Origin of the sequence: Streptomyces sp. NPDC007907 (assembly GCF_042959365.1) — a bacterium.
Classification (GTDB): Bacteria; Actinomycetota; Actinomycetes; order Streptomycetales; family Streptomycetaceae; genus Streptomyces; species Streptomyces indiaensis.
The window spans coordinates 412,997-429,356 of the sequence record NZ_JBIBKR010000009.1; the positions used below are offsets into that span (position 1 = coordinate 412,997).

Consider the following 16,360-nt stretch of genomic DNA (forward strand, 5'->3'; position numbering starts at 1 on the left):
GAACGTTTATGCGATTCAGGGGAGGGTGGCCGCTCACGTCACGGAGCGTGACGGAAAAAGACCGGCGGCGAGATCTCCGCCCCCTTCACGGCAATGACGTGTGGCGAGGAGGCACGGCGGGAATGCACGATCCCGGACGAGTGACGACCCGGCCCCGGGAGTCCGCCGGCAGGAGGTGGCGACACGTGCTCGGACGCGTGGGCACCCTGCGTCGCTACCCCGTGAAATCGATGCTCGGTGAGGACGTGTCCGAGGTGCGCGTCGACGCACGCGGCCTCTCACGCGATCGCGGCTACGGCCTGGTCGACCGGAGCACGGGCAAGGTGGCCAGCGCGAAGCCAACCGTGCGCCGGCGCGTACGCGCAGGTGCTGCAGCCCGGTCGGGTCCGAGTGGGGGATCCGGTCCGCTTGCGATGAACGGCGGCTCGGCGCCCATCGCATACGCGTACGCCGGACGAACGCCCCCAAGCCCGTATCCACAGCCGCCCGCACCGGCGTACGGCGGGAAGGAGGCCCCGTGCACCCGTCGCCGCACCCACGCGAAAGCCCCGCCCCTCGCACAAGGGGCGGGACTTCACACACGCACCACGTCAGCCGATCTGCGTCCCGGTGGCCGACAGCGCCTCGGTCACCGGCTGGAAGAACGTCTCCCCGCCCGAGGTGCAGTCACCGCTGCCGCCGGACGTGAGCCCGACCGCCTTGTCCCCGGCGAACAACGACCCGCCGCTGTCACCCGGCTCCGCGCACACGTCGGTCTGGATCAGCCCGTTCACGATGTCGCCGTTGCCGTAGTTCACGGTGGCGTCCAGCCCCGTGACCTTGCCGTCGTGCACCTGCGTGGTCGACCCGCTCCGGGTGACCGCCATACCGACGGTCGCCTCCGCGGCGCCCGAGATCTTCTGGGTGGACCCGTTGTACAGGTTCACCTCACTCGGGTGGTCGACCTCCGCGGTGTACTTGACCAGCCCGTAGTCGTTCCCCGGGAACTGCGAGTCCGCGTTGGTGCCGATCTCCTTGCCGCTGGAGTCCGACCACGTGGAGATGCCCTCGGTGCAGTGACCGGCGGTCAGGAAGAACGGCTCCCCGCCCTTGACCACGTTGAAGCCCAGCGAGCAGCGCCCGCTGCCACCGGTGATCGCGTCACCACCGGCGACGAAGGGCTTGTACTCCCCCTTGGACCGCTTGAGTTCGGCCTTCGCGCCGAGCCCGTCCACGACCTTCGTCAGCGTCGCCCACTCGGCCTGGGAGACCGTGCGGTCGGCGGTCACGACGACCTTGTTCGTCGTCGGGTCCGTCACCCAGGCGGTACCCGGGATCGTCGCGTCCTGCTTCAGCGTGCTGCGGGCACTCTTGAGTTCCGCGAGCGAGTTCGCCACGACTCTCGCCTTGGCGCCGGCCTTCTCCACGGCCTGCGCGGCACTCTCGTCGAGCACGTTCACCACGAGGCTCTTGCTCTTGGTGTCGTAGTACGTCCCGGCTGCGTCGCCACCCAGGTCCTCGGCCAGCGACGAGGCGAGCTTTCCGGCCGCGGTGACCGACAGGGCCCGGGGCGCTGACGCCTCCGGGGTCTCACTGGCGTTCGCGGTCTGGAACGTCACTCCCGCGGCGACCAGCGCGGCAATGCCCGCACCGGCCATGACTGCACGCCGCTTGGGTATGCGTCGGTGCTTCAACTTTCGTCCTCCTGTGGGGGGTCGGCACGGGAGGTTGTGGGGACCTCCACGAGCCGGAAGGCTTCGTTGACGAGCGCCCACTATTCCGACGCCGCAGGGGAGCACACAAGGGTGAGTTCGAGACGCGCGTAGACAGCGTTTCGCAGGCCCCCTCATTCTGACCGTCCGCGATCAAATCGGACCCAACTCCCGTGCGTTCACACTGCAAACATTACGCGTGAGTAATGTGTGCCCACTCTGTGACGTCTGGCCGTGGCTGAATTTCGCCCCCCGCAAAGCCGGTTGAGAGGGATCCCACAGACACCCACAGACACCCACGGACACCACGAAGCCCTGCGCAACGCGGAAGCCCCCGCACGACACATGCGGGGGCTTCGAAATGCTGCGAACTGCCGCCGGGGGCCTAGTAGACGCTGAGGCCGTAGGCGCTCAGGGCCTCCGTGACGGGCTGGAAGAACGTCGTACCGCCGGAGGAGCAGTTGCCGCTGCCGCCCGAGGTCAGCCCGTACGCCGTGCCGTTGCTGCCGTAGAGCGAACCGCCGGAGTCACCGGGCTCGGCGCAGACGGTGGTCTGGATCAGGCCGGAGACGACGTCACCGCCACCGTAGTTGACAGTGGCGTTGAGGGCGGTGACACGGCCGCTGTGCGTACCGGTCGTGGAACCGTCACGGATGACGGTGGTGCCCACGCTCGGGGTGGCCGCGCGCGTGATGTCCACGCCGTTCGCGGTGCCGGGACGGCTGACGGACCCGCTGTAGCGCACGAGGCCGTAGTCGTTGCCCGGGAAGCTGGAGCCGGCGGTCGAGCCGATGACCGTGGTGCGGCCCGAGTTGGAGTACCAGGTACCCGCGCCGTCGGTGCAGTGACCGGCGGTCAGGAAGAACTGCTGACCGCTGCTGTTCTGGACGTTGAAGCCCAGGGAGCAGCGCCAGCTACTCGCATAGATGGCGTCGCCGCCCTGGATCAGCTTGCTGAACTTGCCGGGGGTGCGCTTGATCGTGAGCGCGTCGGCGTTGGCGCCGGCCTGCTGCTTGATCTTCGCGATCTCGGCCTGCGTGACCGTGCTGTCCACGGTCAGCAGCACGCGATTGGTCTTGCTGTCGACGGCCCAGGCGGTGCCCGGGATGTCGGCCTTCAGCAGCGAGCCGCCGACGCTCTTGAGCTCGGCGGCGCTGAAGGTGGTGGGGGTGTCGGAGGCGTTCGCGCTGGGGATCGCGATCGCTGCGGCGGCAACGAGGCCGGTGGAAACGGCGATCAGCCGGGTCCGTCTCGAGATGCCACTGCGGGGGGTGGTGCGCTTGATCCTCACTTTTCGTTCCTCCACAAAGGAAGTCGGGGGCCCTCGTGGGGTTTCGGGCCCGTGAGGCGCAGCCTGGGACCGGCCGTCCGGATTCCGAACACGCCGTGCCCCTGACAAGCGCTGAGGGGGAGTATTCGGCCGAACGGCCGGTCGGCGCAAGAGTGCCTTTAGGACTTCAACCTTTTGATGGATCTTTACGAAGTCGCCCCGCAGGCGCTTTTCAGCCCCAGGGGGCGCGAAGACACCACAGAACGCCCGGCGCACGTGGACGGCGGGGGAAAGCCCCCGCACACCGCACGCCCCTTCACGCACCCGCACGACCAGCGTCGCTCGCGGGACTCTGGCCGGCCATGTCCGGAAGTCGACCGTCCGGATATTCGGGCCGGTCCTCAGGGGCGGACCGGTCCTCACACGGGCGGGTCAGCCGTCGCACGGGCAGCAGCAGTCGCACCCGTCGCAGTCGCAGTCCCGGCAGACGCCCTCGCGCTTCTTACGGGACCACGGCCCCTCGTACTCCTTGGCGCAGCACAACTGGCAGGTGCAGAACAGGAGCCAGAACATCCCGCAGCCGGCCCAGAATCCACGCCTGCGCGGCGGCTGGGGCGCCGGCGCACCGAAACCGCCTCCACCGAACCCGCCACCGCCGTACGCGCCACCCCCACCGCCGTACGCCCCTCCCCCACCGGCGTACGGATTCCCGCCACCGCCCGCGTACGGATTCTGCGGGGAACCGTGGACCCCCTGCGGCTGCTGCCCGTAAGGCCCCGGTCCTTGCCCCGCCCCCTGAGGGCCGCCGCCCAGATGGGAGGCACACACCGGCACCGTGCCGAACGCCCGGTCCACCGAGCGCCGCAGTTCGTGCACGAGCAGCAGATGCACGAGCTGCTCGTCGGCGAACTCCGCGTCGCGCAGCGCGAGCCGCACCCCGTGCACCGCGTCGTCGGCGAGCCGCCGGACCTCCGCGAGGGAGGTGCCGGTCGCGGTGATCGGGTTCCAGGCGCCTGAAACGGCGTCAGCGTGCCGGTCCTCCACGGCGTCCAGGAGGTGGGCGAGGCGTCCGAAGAGCCGGCCGGCCTCGGCGAGCGGCCCGGCGTTGCCCGGCCGGCCCGCGAGGACCGCCGTGTGCGCGAAGGCCGCGGCGGTCGCGGTCTCGGTCGGCTCGGTGACCGCCAGGATCGGCGTCCCGGGCCCGGCCAGCGCCTCGATCCCGGCCTGCCGGTCCACCGCATCGACCAGCAGCGAAGTGTCGAATCCCACAGCGGTGCCGCTCCGGGCACCGGCCGAGTCCCAGCTCGCGGCGACCCGGCGCGCGGCCCGGGCCACCGGCTTGCGGGCCAACAGCCCGTCACCGTCGGTGACGTGATCGCGCACTTTCGCGGAGGCCAGAACCAGGGAGACGGCCGCCGCGAGCCGGGCTCCCTCGCCGTGCGCGACAGAGGCGGTGCGCATGCCGCGCAGCGGACAGGGCCCGGCCGTACGCCGGCCGGTCGCATCGTGCCCGGCCTGAGCCTCCGTCAGAACAGAGATGAGCAGCCCGTCATAATTCGTGACGACTCGGGCGAACTGCCCGTGGTCGCCGCGCAGTGCGAGGCAGAGCCCGCACAAATGCGCCATCCACTGGCTTGTGAGCTTCTCCCCGAGCCGGTGCCTACAGGGCCTGACGATTCCGAACACAACGCTCCCCCGAACCTCGTAACGACGTTGAGCTGCGGCATCGTATCGGCCCGCATTCACCCGTACGCGCCGCCCGTCACCCGTACGCCGAGAAGAATCATATTTCACTCACAGTCAGCAGCCGTTTGAGAAACGGCCCTTGGGACACACGGACTCTCGACGGATTCGCTGTGCACCAGTACCGTCACAAACCCCCCGTGCGGCGTCTATCCACTTGGCGCGCCATCCGCATCATGGACGACCATAGGGATGCGGAAAGCAGAAAGACCGCTGTGAGAGGAGGCGTCCATGGGATCGGTACGCAAGGCGAGTGCCTGGCTTGGCCTCGTCGACGACAACGAAGACGAGCGTTACTACGACGACGACGACTACTCCGACGGGAACGAGCCCGGGGAGGCCTGGGTCACCGATCCGCGCGTCAAGGTGGCCTCGGACGTCGCCGAGGAGAAGGGCCGCCGGATCGGCACGGTGACCCCGGACAGCTTCCGGGACGCGCGCGCCATCGGCGAGCTGTTCCGCGATGGCGTGCCGGTCATCATGAACCTCACGGCCATGGAGGCATCCGACGCCAAGCGCGTGGTCGACTTCGCGGCCGGGCTGATCTTCGGCCTGCGCGGTTCGATCGAGAGAGTGTCGACGCGGGTGTTCCTGTTGACCCCGGCCCACACGGAGATCGTCAACGGCGACCCGGCCGGGCACCGTACGGACGGCTTCTTCAACCAGAGCTGAGGCAGGGCCGCTCACCGGCCCTGCCTCCGCGCGGGGTCCCCGGACCGGCCTACCGGAAGGCGTCGAGTCCGGTGAGCGCCTTGCCCAGCACGAGCTGGTGCATCTCGACGGTGCCCTCGTAGGTGAGCACCGACTCGAGGTTCGTCGCGTGCCGCATCACGGGATATTCGAGCGAGATTCCGTTGGCGCCGAGAATGGTCCGGGCCGTACGGCAGATCTCGATCGCCTCCCGGACGTTGTTGAGTTTGCCGAAGCTGACCTGCTCGGGACGCAGGCGGCCGGCGTCCATACGCCGGCCCAGATGATGGGCGAGCAGAATCCCCTTGTGCAGTTCGACCGCCATGTCGGCGAGTTTGGCCTGGGTGAGCTGGAAGCCGCCGATGGGCCGTCCGAACTGCTCCCGCGACTTCGCGTAGTCGACCGCCGCCTCGAAACTGCTGCGGGCCGCGCCCATGGCGCCCCAGACGATCCCGTACCGGGCGTGGGACAGACAGCTGAGGGGTCCGCGCAGACCGGTGACGTCCGGCAGGACGGCGTCGGCGGGCAGCCGCACGTCGTCGAGCACGAGTTCGCTGGTGACGGAGGCCCGCAGGGACCACTTGTGCTTGATCTCGGGAGCGGAGAACCCGCCGCTGTCGGTGGGCACCGCGAAGCCTCGGATCCCTTCGTCGGTCTGCGCCCAGACCACGGCGACACCGGCGACCGACCCGTTGGTGATCCACATCTTGCGGCCGTTGAGGATCCAGTCGGAGCCGTCGCGCTTGGCGTAGGTCCGCATGGAGGCGGGGTCGGATCCGTGGTCGGGCTCGGTGAGCCCGAAGCAGCCGATGACCTCGCCGGCGGCCATGCGGGGCAGCCACTGCTGCTTCTGCTCCTCGCTGCCGAAGCGGTGGATGGCGTACATGGCGAGGGAGCCCTGCACGGAGACGAGGGAACGGATTCCGGAGTCGGCGGCCTCCAGCTCCAGGCAGGCCAGCCCGTACTGCACGGCGGACGCGCCGGCGCACCCGTAGCCCTCCAGGGACATGCCGAGGGCTCCGATGCCGCCGAGCTCCCTGGCCAGCTCGCGGATCCCGGGCAGCTCGCCCTTCTCGTACCAGTCGGCGACGTAGGGCAGCACCCGGTCCGCGGCCCAGGCCCGCACGGTGTCCCTGATCCCCAGGTCCTCCGGCTCCAGCAGGTCGTCGAGGCCGAGGGGATCGGCGGGGTCGAAAGCGGGCAGCTTGGATGAACCGGACATGATCGACACCCTCCGAAGCTCTTTAACTAGCAGTGCTAACCAAGACGCTACGACGCCGGCCCACCCGCGCACCACCCTTGGCTGCCCAGGGAAAGGGAATGCGAAGGCCTCTCACACCGAGACGCGGGAGTCCGCGGCATCCCTGGGAGCGGGCAGTTCCACCTGCTCCGGCTCACACTGCATCACCCGCGGCAGTCGCAGCGCCATCGCCGCGCCCAGCAAGAGCAACCCCGCACTGACCAGCAGCGTCACGTGCAGGCCGTGCACGAACGCGTCCCGGGCGGCATGCCGGAGGGCCGCACCGGCCGACCCGCCGAGCTGCGCGGCGACCTCGTACGCCTCCCCCAGCGAATGCCCGGCGGACGCGGACGCCGACGCCGGGACCCCGGGCACGCCCGACAGTCCGGGCGCGTACGCCGCGTTCATCACCGTGCCGAGCAGCGCGATCCCGATGCCTGCCCCGAGCTGGTACGACGTCTCCCCGATCGCCGCCGCCCCACCGGCCTGCTCCTGCGGCGCCTCGCTCAGCATCGACTCATACGCACCGAACAGCGTCGTCTCCAGCCCGAAGCCGAGCAGCACGAACCCGCTCAGCATCAGCGCGCAGTCGTCCGTCCTCCCCAGCGCGGTCAGCAGCACCACTGCGAACGCCGTGAGGCAGAACCCGGCGCACACCATCCGGCGCGGCCCGAACCGCCGCAGCATCCGCGCCCCGGCCAGCCCGGCCGCCATCGCCGCGAACGTCAGCGGCAGCAGCCGCAGCCCGGTCTCCAGGGGCGACAGCCCCAGCACCAGCTGCAGGTACTGCGCCGCGATCAGTTCCAGACCCACCAGCGCGAGCATCGCCAGCACGATGCACCCGACGGACGTGCTGAACGCCGGCCGCGCGAACATCTTGAGGTCCACCAGCGGATACGTCCGCCGCCGCTGCCGCCGTACGAAGGCGACCAGCAGCGCGGCGCCGACCACCAACGACGGCACCGTGAGCAGACTGCCCAGGGACTCCCCGCTGCCGAGCCGCTTCACTCCCAGCACGACACCGAACAGCCCGGCGGCCGCCATCAGCGCACCGACGACGTCCCAGGGACCCTTGCCGTCGCCCTTCGACTCGGGCAGCAGCACGCGTCCCACCGGGAGGCTGACCAGCATCAGCGGGATGTTGACGAGGAACACCGAGCCCCACCAGAAGTGCTCCAGCAGGAAGCCGCCGAGCAGCGGACCGATCGCCGCGCCGACCGCGGCCACGGCGCTCCAGATGCCGATCGCGAGCGCCCGCTCGCGCCGGTCCGGGAAGACCTGCCGCAGGATGGACAGGGTCGCGGGCATGATCATCGCGCCGCCCACCCCGAGCAGCGCCCGCGCCACGATCAGCACCTGGGCGCTGTCGGCCAGGGCCGCGAGCCCGGAGGCGACGCCGAACAGCGCGTACCCGAGGAGCAGGACTCTGCGGCGGCCGATGCGGTCGCCCAGCGTGCCGAACAGGATCAGCAGCGAGGCGCAGACCAGCGGGTAGACGTCGACGATCCAGAGCAGCTCCATCCCGCCGGGCTTGAGGTCCTCGGTGACGGCAGGGACCGCCACGTGCAGCACGGTGGCGTCGACGGCGACCAGCAGCAGGCTGACGCAGAGGACGACGAGGACCACCCAGCGGTTGGCACCGGCCCCGGCCGTCCGACGGCGCAGCGCAGCGGCGGCCGTGGTCGTCCCGGACATGTACGTACCTCCCAGATGTTCCCTCGCGATCGGCGGGTTCACGGGGTGGGGGACGCCCCCGCGACTCGGCCGGAGAGGAGCGGAAGGCCTCCGGCCCGCGCAAACGAAAAGCGAGTGACACGTCAGCGTACGCGAGTCCCGGGCACAGACCAGTGGCGGACCTCTCAGACCTCCGGCGGAAGGATGTGGCGTACGCCACTCCCTCCGGTGTCGTCCACGCCCTTGCCGGCCGCGCGGTTCCGGCTCCGGTCGATAATCGGGCGCGTGACCGATCTCGACACGCGCGCGGCCCCGTCCCGCGCCGGGGCGCTGCGCCGCGCGGCCCCGGCGCTCGCCGGGTACGCGGCCGTCCGCGCCCTGGGCCTGCTGACGCTGTTCCTGTGGAGCGCGGCGCGGGACAAGAGCGCGTACACGCTGCTGACCGCCCGCTGGGACGCGCTCTGGTACGTCAGGGTCGCCGAGCGCGGTTACGGCTACGAGGTGCGGCTGGCGAACGGGGACGTGCACTCGAACCTGGCGTTCTTCCCGTTGCTGCCCTGGCTGGAGCGGCTCGTGGCGGCGGTGTCGCCGCTGTCGTACGCGGACGGGGGGTTCCTCGTCGCTCTGGTCGCCTCCCTCGCGGCGGCGTGGGGGATCTTCGCGGTGGCGGACCATGTGTACGGCAGCAGGGCGGGCGTGTGCGCGGTGCTGCTGTGGGCCGTCCTGCCGGTCGGGATCGTGCAGTCGATGGCGTACAGCGAGTCCCTGTTCACGGCGCTGGCGGCCTGGTCGCTGTACGCGGTGCTGACCGGCCGGTGGGTGACGGCGGGCTCGCTGGCTCTTTTCGCGGGACTGACCCGCCCGGTGGGGCTGGCCGTGGTGGCGGCGGTGTGGACGGCGGCGGTGGTCTCCTTCGTACGGGAGGGACGCGCGACCGCTCCGGACGCCCCGGCCGACCCCACGCCCGGTCCGGACGCCCCGGGCACCACGGGCACCCCGGCCGACCCCACGGCCCGCGCCCGCCGTGCTCTCGCCATGGTCCTGGCCCCTCTCGGCACCGCCGGGTACGTGCTGTGGGTCGGCCACCACACCGGCAGGGGCCCGCTGGGCTATCTGGACGTCCAGGCCGGATGGCGCAACGGCTTCGACGGCGGTTACGCCTTCGGCCGGTTCGTCGCCGAGAAGTTCACGTCGTTCCCCGCGGCCCTGGCCGGCGTGGGGCTGATCCTGGGGGTCGCGTCAGTCGTCTGGCTGTACGTGACCGGAGTACGTCGGCGCCAGCCGCTTCCGTTGCTGGTCTACACCGGGGTCGTGACCGCGCTCGCGCTGTGCGCGTCGAGCTACTTCGGCTCGAAACCGCGTCTGCTGCTGCCCGCCTTCCCGCTGCTGCTGCCCCTCGCCGTGGCCTTGTCCCAGGCGCGTCCTCGCAGGTCAGCGGTGGTGTTGGGGTCCGTCGCGGTTGCCTCGGCGGTGTACGGGGCGTACTGGCTGAACGGTTCCGGTCCACCTTGACCCGCTGTGAGCGCCGGGGGAATTCCGCACCATCCCCGGGTGAACGAATTCAAAAGCGCAATAAAACCCCCATCCGGAATGATCAAAGGAATTGAAGGCCGCAGCGCCCGACGATTGCAGATTCGCTGGAAATAAACGTCCTCCTGAGAGGAATCCCACATCACATCGTCATCACAAAGCCGTTGATTCGCCCGGGATCCGAGCTCACTCGCTGTAACGTCGATTGGGTGCGTACCGAACCGAAGCTCACCCGTCTGGACCGGGTGTTCGCCCGGCTGGACCGTGAGCCGGAACGACCGGCCCACATCGATGTGCCGAAGATGAGCAGGCACCGCATCGTGCTCTTCGCGGCGACCCTGGCCTTCTACGGCGCGATCGTGTGGGCCGTGGTGATCACGTCCTGGCTGGTGCGGCTCGACTGGCAGGTCATGTTCTTCCGCCCGTACCAGCAGTGGTCGGAGATCCACTGGTTCGTCGACTACTACGTGGTCCTCGGCCAGCGCGGCCCGACCGCCGTCATGGTCGCGGCCTGGCTGGGCTGGCGCTCCTGGCGGCAGCACACCCTGCGCCCGCTGCTCGCGCTCGGCGTCTCGCTGCTGCTGCTGAACATCACGGTCGGCGCCGCCAAGTACGGCATGGGCCGGCTGGGGCCGCACTACGCGACCATCATCGGCTCGAACGAGATGTGGCTCGGCGGCGATATATTTCCGAGCGGTCACACCGCCAACGCCGTGGTGACCTGGGGAATCCTGGCCTACCTGGCCTCCAGCGCGAGAGCCCAGCGCTGGCTGTCCGCCGTGTCCGCGGTGACCTCGCTCGGCGTCGGCATGGCCACCGTCTACCTCGGTACGCACTGGCTCAGCGATGTGCTCCTCGGCTGGACCGCGGGCCTGCTGATCATGCTCGGCCTGCCGTGGTTCGAGCCGCTGATCGCCCGCGCCGAGGACGCCCTCTTCGACCTGCGCGACCGTGTCCGGGCCCGCAGGCGCCGCACCTCGGCCGTGCCGCTCGGAACGCCGCCCGTGGTGATCACGCCCCTGCCCGCCGACCGCGAGGACGTAGCGGCCCGCTCCTCGCGGGCGCCGGTCCATCTGGCGCCGGGCCCGCACACCGCCCGTTCGGAGCGCTCGCCGGTCACCCCGGCCGGCAGCCGCCGCCCGCCCCACCCCGAGCGCCACCCGCGCGGTTCGACACCGTCGGCCCGGCCCGTGACGGGCGGCTGACCAGGGGTGGTACGCCCCCCTCATCCGGCATGACGAAGGCCCCGGTCCCGAAGCGGACCGGGGCCTTCGGCGGGTCTCAGCCCTTCCAGGCCCGCGCCACGCGGCCGCCCTTGACCTCGAAGTTCAGCCGGCCCACGCGGTACTCCATCGTGATGACCGCCCCCGGCGGCAGTGCGCGCACCGTCGGCCAGCCGCGCTCACGCGCGAGGCGTTCGGCCCGGCCGGCCTCCAGGCCGACGTAGGTGTCCGGGCTGTCGTCGGGTTCCGCGGAAGGTGTCGGAGTCGGTGCCATACCGCCACGCTATGTCCTGCCCGGGCGACCGGGGAAGTCCGGGCCGGCGACCGGGCCCGGCGACCGAGGGAGCCCGGCCGGCGACCGGTCACCGTCCGCTTCCCGTCACGCTTCTGTCACAAGATCACGACAGGCGTTTCGGGAGCTGTCCGTCACACGGACGAGCGGTTCCGTACGCCTTCCGCAGGCATTCGGTCGTAATTCCCGCGTGTCGGATGAGCTGATGGAAAAGCCCGTCGGAAAGTTCCGGCAGAAGTGCCTTCTGAGCTCGGTTCCTTTCCCGTGCCGGGCCGGCCCGGTGAAGTCGGCGCGATACAGGAAATGCATGGCTTCTGCACCCGGAGGCCTGTTCGCCCCCTGTCGGAGCCTGCGGTGACGCGAGCATCATGGCGAGAGCTCGCGGGTACGTGAGGCGCGGGCGACGGCGGGCCCGGTACGCGATGAGCGAAGGGGCGAGCGAGCGATGGGGACGCAGACCGTACAGGCGGCGACGCCGCACGAGCCGCGCACACGGCACGGGCGGGTGGTGGTCGACTGGCTGACGACGACGGACCACAAGAAGATCGGCCACCTCTACCTGGTCACCTCGTTCGTGTTCTTCCTGATCGCCGGGGTGATGGCGCTGCTGATGCGCGCCGAGCTCGCCCGTCCGGGCCTGCAGATCATCGACAACGAACAGTTCAACCAGGCGTTCACGATGCACGGCACGATCATGCTGCTGCTGTTCGCGACGCCGAGCTTCGCGGGCTTCGCCAACGAGCTGATGCCGTTGCAGATCGGCGCGCCCGACGTCGCCTTCCCGCGGCTGAACATGTTCTCGTACTGGCTGTTCCTGTTCGGCGGGCTGATCGTGCTGGGCTCGCTGCTGGTGCCCTCCGGGCCGGCCGACTTCGGCTGGTTCGCCTACGCCCCGCTCAACAGCGCGGAGCGGTCACCGGGTCTCGGGCCCGACCTGTGGATCATGGGGCTGGCCCTGTCGGGCTTCGGCACGATCCTCGGCGCGGTCAACTTCATCACCACGATCATCGGGATGCGCGCCCCGGGCATGACGATGTTCCGGATGCCGATCTTCGTGTGGAACACCCTGTTCACGTCGATCCTGATCCTGATGGCGTTCCCGGTGCTGGCGGCGGCGCTGCAGGTGCTGGAGGCGGACCGGCGGTTCGGCGCGCAGGTCTTCGACGCGGCCAACGGCGGCGCGATCCTGTGGCAGCACCTGTTCTGGTTCTTCGGCCACCCCGAGGTGTACATCATCGCGCTGCCGTTCTTCGGCATCATCACGGAGATCATCCCGGTCTTCAGCCGCAAGCCGCTGTTCGGCTATCTGACGCTGGTCGGCGCGACGATGGCGATCACCGGTCTGTCGATGATCGTGTGGGCGCACCACATGTTCGCCACGGGTGCGGTGCTGCTGCCGTTCTTCTCCTTCATGAGCTTCCTGATCGCGGTGCCGACCGGTGTGAAGTTCTTCAACTGGGCCGGCACCATGCTGAAGGGCTCGTTGTCCTTCGAGACGCCGATGCTCTGGGCGACGGGCTTCCTGGTGACCTTCCTGTTCGGCGGGCTGACCGGGGTGATCCTGGCGTCGCCGCCGATGGACTTCCACGTGACGGACTCGTACTTCGTGGTCGCGCACTTCCACTACGTCGTCTTCGGCACGGTCGTCTTCGCGATCTTCGCCGGCTTCTACTTCTGGTGGCCGAAGTTCACCGGGAAGATGCTCGACGAGCGGCTCGGCAAGATCCAGTTCTGGACGCTGTTCGTCGGCTTCCACACCACGTTCCTGGTGCAGCACTGGCTGGGCGCCGAGGGCATGCCCCGCCGCTACGCGGACTACCTCGCGGCGGACGGCTTCACCGCGCTCAACACGGTGTCGACGATCGGCGCGTTCCTGCTCGGCATGTCGACGCTGCCGTTCCTCTACAACGTGTGGAAGACGGCGAAGTACGGCGTGAAGGTCGAGGTCGACGACCCCTGGGGCTACGGCCGCTCCCTGGAGTGGGCGACCTCGTGTCCGCCCCCGCGGCACAACTTCACGACGTTGCCGCGGATCCGCTCCGAGTCCCCGGCGTTCGACCTGCACCATCCGGAGTACGCGGCGGTGACGTCGCAGCCCGAGCCAGAGCGCCATCAAGCCGGTCCCGGGTCCTCCTGATCGCCTCGACCAGCTCGACCGGCTCCACCACCTCGAACTCGAAGCCCAGCATGACGACGTGGATGACCATCACGTCGAGGCTGCCGGCGCCGCAGCGCAGCAGGCAGGTGTCCGGGCCCTCGGCCTCCAGTACCCCGGCCGAGGGCGAGATGTGCCCGGCGGCCTCCTCCAGGGGCGCCAGGAGGCGTACGACGGCGTGGGTGGCGTACGCGCGCGTGGAGACGCCCTGGGAGACGTAGGCGGCGAGGTCCTCGGCGGGCGGCTTGCGGGGAGCGAAGCGCGGGCCGTGCGGCGGCCTGGGCGTGACGCGGTCCACGCGGAAGGTGCGCCAGTCGTCCCGGTCGAGGTCCCAGGCGACGAGGTACCAGCGGCGTTCGGTGCACACCAGCCGGTGCGGTTCGACGGTGCGGCGGGACAGGGCGCCGTCGTGGCCGCGGTACTCGAAGCGCAGCCGCTCGGCGTCCCGGCACAGATGGGCGAGTTCGGTGAGGACGGCCGGGTCGACCGAGGAGGGCAGTGTGCTGCGCAGCATCGGCACGGTGAAGGCGTTCAGGGCGCCCACGCGGCGGCGCAGCCGGTTGGGGAGCACCTGTTCCAGCTTGGCGAGGGCCCGGACGGAGGTCTCCCCGATGCCGTCGATGCCCTGCCCGGCGGCGGTGCGCAGGCCGACCGCCACGGCGACGGCCTCGTCGTCGTCCAGGAGCAGCGGCGGCAGTTCGGCGCCGGCGCCCAGCTGGTAGCCGCCGCCGGTGCCGGGGCTGGCGTTGACCGGGTAGCCGAGTTCGCGCAGCCGGTCGACGTCCCGGCGCAGGGTGCGGGCGCTGATCCCGAGCCGGTCGGCCAGGTCGGCGCCGGACCACTCGCGGTGGGCTTGGAGCAGGGACAGCAGACGCAGCAGACGGGCCGAGGTCTCCACCATGGGGGCGAGTCTGCCAGGCCTTGCGGACAACGACTGTCCTCAAGGCGTGTAGGCCAGTTGGGGGACGGTGAAGCAGGTGCGGTTCATGTCGCCCTGGCTCACCCAGCCCTTGTCGTCCTGCCAGCGGGCCACCGACAGGCAGGTCCGGTTCGTCCTGGGCGGCTCGGGCAGGCGCTCGAACCGGACGGGGAGCAGCAGTCCCCGGGCGGTGTAGCCCCGGCTGCGATTCATGTACGAGTCGACGCACGCGCGCGTGATGCCGGTCGCCGCGCAGGATGCCGCCGCGTCCGTGAACCACCGCGCGGCCGCCCACCCTTCGAGCTGCCACTGGGAGTGCGTCTTCAGCCCTTTCGTCGCCTCGCGGAACTCCCGTACGGCCGCGTCGCCGGTGTCCTCGAAGTTGCGGCTGGCGCCGGTCGCCCAGAGGGCGTTGCGGCAGCGCGGGGCGTCCTTGTAGTCGTCGGTGACGGTGGACGTCCAGTTCTGCACGTTGGTCACCTTGGCGGTGACGTCGGCGCCGGCCTCGTCCATCGCCCGGCACAGCTGGGCGTTGCCGTGCGCGTCGATGGCGTCGAAGACCAGGTCGGCGCCCTGCTCCTTGAGGTCGGCGGCGACGGCGCGGAAGTTGGGCAGGGCGAAGTCGACCTGCTCGGTGACGACCTTGTAGCCCTCGGCGCGCAGGCCGCGTTCGACGAGCCGGGCGTAGGCGGCCGAGGCGGACTGGTTGTAGGAGACGACGGCGGCGGTGCGGGCGCCGTGCTCGCGTTTGAAGTAGCGGTAGACCTCGGTGCCGCCGTACAGCCTGCCGTCCCAGCCGGGGGTGCCGTGGCGGGGTGCGAGGCTGCCGTAGATGCCGTAGAGGTGCGGGTAGGTGTCGTAGGCGGCGCCGATGGGCTGGCCGCCGATGTCGGGCACGTGCGCGCGTGCGACACGGGGCGCGCCCGCGTAGTCCAGGGCGGTGGTGGCGACCAGGGCGACGACCTCGTCCTCCTCGACGAGCTTGTGCACGCACTCGTTGTTGCCGACGCCGCTGCCGCCGTCGTCGCAGCGGCGTACCTCCACCCGGCGCCCGTCGATGCCGCCGTGCGCGTTGAGCCGTTCGAAGAAGGCCACGGCGCCGTCGCGCGGGCCGGTGAAGGCGCTGCCGCCGACGGGGCTGGTGGCGCTGGTGATGATGCCGACCCGCAGGGGTGCGGAGTCGCGGGGCGGCGGGGTGCCGCGGTCGTCGTGCCGGAAGTCGCTCTCCGGGAGCCGGCTTCCGCAGGCCGCGCTCAGGGAGAGCAACAGCACCGCGGCGAGGATCTCAGCAACCAGGGACCGGCGACCCATTGCCGCTCATCTGCACCAGCGAGCACAGCGCCTTGACGGACACCTTCCAGGTGCCCTCCTCCTCGACGGCTGTCCCGGAGGCGTTCGGCAGAACGGTGGCGCCCTTCAGGGTGAGCGTGTACGTCACGTCCGCCTCGGTCGCCGAGGTGAACTCGACCTTGGTGACCTTCGCCTGGACCTGACCGCCGCGCTCGTCACCGCTGAAGGCCTGAAGGACCGGCCCCATACGGTCGCCGTTCTGCAGGACGGCCTGCTTCTCCTCGGTCGAGGTCTGCGGGTCGAAGAACTTCTCCCAGTTCTGCTTGATCTCCGTCTCCGCCGCGGCCCGGTCCGCCGGTGCGCTGGCCGGCGCACTCGTGGTCTGCTCCGCGGTCGGTGTGGGGGGCGTGCTCGCGCTGCCGCCGCCGTTGTCGTCACTGCACGCCGCGAGGGCCGGGGCGAGGGCCAGGACCAGGGCGGCCGCGATCGCCGTGCCCCGTCCCGCGGTGCGTGGACCCCCCGTCGTGTTCCCCCGCCTGAGGTCGCTGCCGAGAACCATCTGGCTCACCACCGGGTGTCGGTCCGGGCCATGAGCGCCCGGTGCTTTCAGGGTCAGCTTCCACAGGGCATAGTGCAAGCGATC

The 16,360-nt window shown here is 70.4% G+C and carries 13 protein-coding genes and 2 pseudogenes; 6 read left to right on the forward strand and 9 right to left on the reverse strand.

Annotated elements, in window-relative coordinates:
* Positions 1–122 precede the first annotated feature (122 nt).
* Together ACFZDI_RS33605 and ACFZDI_RS33610 are read left to right on the forward strand one after the other, a co-directional pair.
* A pseudogene (locus ACFZDI_RS33605) lies at positions 123–326 on the forward strand (MOSC N-terminal beta barrel domain-containing protein); the annotation flags it as partial.
* Complete coding sequence (locus tag ACFZDI_RS33610) at positions 286–417, forward strand: MOSC domain-containing protein (RefSeq protein ID WP_372486647.1); 132 nt, start codon at positions 286–288, stop codon at positions 415–417. The pseudogene ACFZDI_RS33605 and the gene ACFZDI_RS33610, both read left to right, overlap by 41 nt.
* A 173-nt stretch (positions 418–590) precedes the next feature.
* Here the strand turns inward: ACFZDI_RS33610 and ACFZDI_RS33615 are convergent, their stop codons facing one another.
* From ACFZDI_RS33615 to ACFZDI_RS33625, 3 genes are all read right to left on the reverse strand, one after another.
* Positions 591–1,673: an alpha-lytic protease prodomain-containing protein gene (locus tag ACFZDI_RS33615; protein WP_391255873.1), complete on the reverse strand. Its 1,083-nt coding sequence runs from the start codon at positions 1,671–1,673 to the stop codon at positions 591–593.
* A 403-nt stretch (positions 1,674–2,076) separates the two neighbouring features.
* The gene (locus ACFZDI_RS33620) at positions 2,077–2,982 is read right to left on the reverse strand and encodes a trypsin-like serine protease (protein WP_391255875.1); all 906 of its coding nucleotides are present in this window, start codon (positions 2,980–2,982) and stop codon (positions 2,077–2,079) included.
* 411 nt (positions 2,983–3,393) lie between these two features.
* Positions 3,394–4,647 (reverse strand): DUF5685 family protein, encoded by a 1,254-nt coding sequence (locus ACFZDI_RS33625; RefSeq protein ID WP_391255878.1) that lies wholly within the window; start codon positions 4,645–4,647, stop codon positions 3,394–3,396.
* A 288-nt stretch (positions 4,648–4,935) separates the two neighbouring features.
* On the opposite strand from ACFZDI_RS33625, the gene ACFZDI_RS33630 reads away from it, so the two are divergent.
* A complete protein-coding gene (locus tag ACFZDI_RS33630; protein ID WP_234847094.1) occupies positions 4,936–5,376 on the forward strand; it encodes a cell division protein SepF in 441 nt (146 codons plus the stop codon).
* A gap of 49 nt (positions 5,377–5,425) precedes the next feature.
* On the opposite strand, the gene ACFZDI_RS33635 is transcribed toward ACFZDI_RS33630, so the two are convergent.
* Together ACFZDI_RS33635 and ACFZDI_RS33640 are read right to left on the reverse strand one after the other, a co-directional pair.
* Positions 5,426–6,616 (reverse strand): acyl-CoA dehydrogenase family protein, encoded by a 1,191-nt coding sequence (locus ACFZDI_RS33635; protein WP_234847095.1) that lies wholly within the window; start codon positions 6,614–6,616, stop codon positions 5,426–5,428.
* A 111-nt stretch (positions 6,617–6,727) separates the two neighbouring features.
* Positions 6,728–8,329 (reverse strand): MFS transporter, encoded by a 1,602-nt coding sequence (locus ACFZDI_RS33640; protein WP_234847096.1) that lies wholly within the window; start codon positions 8,327–8,329, stop codon positions 6,728–6,730.
* Positions 8,330–8,593: 264 nt separating this feature from the next.
* Here ACFZDI_RS33640 and ACFZDI_RS33645 point away from each other — a divergent pair, with 264 nt between their 5' ends.
* Together ACFZDI_RS33645 and ACFZDI_RS33650 are read left to right on the forward strand one after the other, a co-directional pair.
* The gene (locus ACFZDI_RS33645) at positions 8,594–9,820 is read left to right on the forward strand and encodes a hypothetical protein (protein ID WP_391255882.1); all 1,227 of its coding nucleotides are present in this window, start codon (positions 8,594–8,596) and stop codon (positions 9,818–9,820) included.
* A gap of 227 nt (positions 9,821–10,047) precedes the next feature.
* Positions 10,048–11,043 (forward strand): phosphatase PAP2 family protein, encoded by a 996-nt coding sequence (locus ACFZDI_RS33650; RefSeq protein WP_234847098.1) that lies wholly within the window; start codon positions 10,048–10,050, stop codon positions 11,041–11,043.
* Positions 11,044–11,119: 76 nt separating this feature from the next.
* On the opposite strand, the gene ACFZDI_RS33655 is transcribed toward ACFZDI_RS33650, so the two are convergent.
* Positions 11,120–11,335 carry an I78 family peptidase inhibitor gene (locus ACFZDI_RS33655; protein WP_361117399.1) on the reverse strand — a complete coding sequence of 72 codons (216 nt, stop codon included), beginning with the start codon at positions 11,333–11,335 and terminating at the stop codon, positions 11,120–11,122.
* 463 nt (positions 11,336–11,798) lie between these two features.
* Between ACFZDI_RS33655 and ctaD the strand changes: the two are divergent.
* A pseudogene (gene ctaD, locus ACFZDI_RS33660) lies at positions 11,799–13,475 on the forward strand (cytochrome c oxidase subunit I); the annotation flags it as partial.
* Here the strand turns inward: ctaD and ACFZDI_RS33665 are convergent.
* Genes ACFZDI_RS33665 through ACFZDI_RS33675 form a run of 3 tightly spaced genes read right to left on the reverse strand, consistent with a single transcriptional unit; the run spans position 13,369 to position 16,276 of the window.
* Complete coding sequence (locus ACFZDI_RS33665) at positions 13,369–14,409, reverse strand: YafY family protein (protein ID WP_308287408.1); 1,041 nt, start codon at positions 14,407–14,409, stop codon at positions 13,369–13,371. The pseudogene ctaD and the gene ACFZDI_RS33665 overlap by 107 nt on opposite strands.
* 39 nt (positions 14,410–14,448) lie before the next feature.
* Positions 14,449–15,738, reverse strand: a complete 1,290-nt coding sequence (locus ACFZDI_RS33670; RefSeq protein ID WP_391255887.1) for an ABC transporter substrate-binding protein — start codon at positions 15,736–15,738, stop codon at positions 14,449–14,451.
* Positions 15,713–16,276, reverse strand: coding sequence for a hypothetical protein (locus ACFZDI_RS33675; RefSeq protein WP_234847102.1), 564 nt, complete (start codon positions 16,274–16,276; stop codon positions 15,713–15,715). Before ACFZDI_RS33675 ends, ACFZDI_RS33670 begins: the two co-directional genes overlap by 26 nt.
* Between the last annotated feature and the right edge of the window lie 84 nt (positions 16,277–16,360).

Coding starts and splice junctions, on each gene's coding strand:
- ACFZDI_RS33630 (WP_234847094.1), top strand. CDS start 4,936: ATGGGATCGGTACGCAAGGCGAGTGCCTGGCTTGGCCTCGTCGACGAC.
- ACFZDI_RS33635 (WP_234847095.1), bottom strand. CDS start 6,616: ATGTCCGGTTCATCCAAGCTGCCCGCTTTCGACCCCGCCGATCCCCTC.
- ACFZDI_RS33640 (WP_234847096.1), bottom strand. CDS start 8,329: ATGTCCGGGACGACCACGGCCGCCGCTGCGCTGCGCCGTCGGACGGCC.
- ACFZDI_RS33655 (WP_361117399.1), bottom strand. CDS start 11,335: ATGGCACCGACTCCGACACCTTCCGCGGAACCCGACGACAGCCCGGAC.
- ACFZDI_RS33665 (WP_308287408.1), bottom strand. CDS start 14,409: ATGGTGGAGACCTCGGCCCGTCTGCTGCGTCTGCTGTCCCTGCTCCAA.
- ACFZDI_RS33670 (WP_391255887.1), bottom strand. CDS start 15,738: ATGGGTCGCCGGTCCCTGGTTGCTGAGATCCTCGCCGCGGTGCTGTTG.
- ACFZDI_RS33675 (WP_234847102.1), bottom strand. CDS start 16,276: ATGGTTCTCGGCAGCGACCTCAGGCGGGGGAACACGACGGGGGGTCCA.